Here is a 581-nt window from a genome sequence, read left to right on the forward strand (position 1 = left end):
CCCGCCAACTTCACCGGGTCCGGTGTCAGGTAGCGACCAATATCCGGATTGTAGTAGCGATGGCGGTTGTAGTGCAGTCCGCTTTCTGCATCGAAATACTGCCCTTGAAACCGTAGCGGGTTGTCGATGTCGCCCACGTCGAGCCGGGCAATATGGCCGTAGGCGCGGTAGTGGGCGGACCAGACGATTTTGCCTTCGGGGTTGGTGAGTTCCTGCGGGGTGCCGAGGTGGTCGAGTTGGTAGTGGTAGGGCGTTGTGGCTTGTGGGCCGAAGCCTTCCAGTAGCGCCAGTGGTCGAAAGCTATCCGGTTCGTAGAGGTAACTGCGATGACGCTCTGCATGGTGCTCGGCAATCAGCTTGTCGCCTTGCCAGAAAAACTCGGTGGTCTTGCCGTCCACGGTTTTGCTGATGCGCCGCCCAAATGGGTCGTAGCGATAGCTGGCGGTTTGGCCGTTCGGCTTTGTGATGCTGATTAACCGATGCTGGCAGTCGTAGCGGTATTCGGTGACGAGTTGCTGGCCCTTGCCACGCCGTTCGCGGATGAGGTTGCCGAAGGCGTCGTAGTCGTAATGGCGGTCGCC

Annotated in this window: 1 protein-coding gene; it reads right to left on the reverse strand. The window is 59.6% G+C overall.

Going from position 1 to position 581, the window contains the following annotated elements; genetic code table 11:
• Positions 1-581: RHS repeat-associated core domain-containing protein (locus tag E1K68_RS27520; protein ID WP_212614961.1), on the reverse strand; the 581-nt coding region annotated here is incomplete at both ends.

It is taken from the genome of Pseudomonas sp. B2021 (assembly GCF_018135665.1).
In the GTDB taxonomy this organism is placed as follows: Bacteria; Pseudomonadota; Gammaproteobacteria; order Pseudomonadales; family Pseudomonadaceae; genus Aquipseudomonas; species Aquipseudomonas lactis.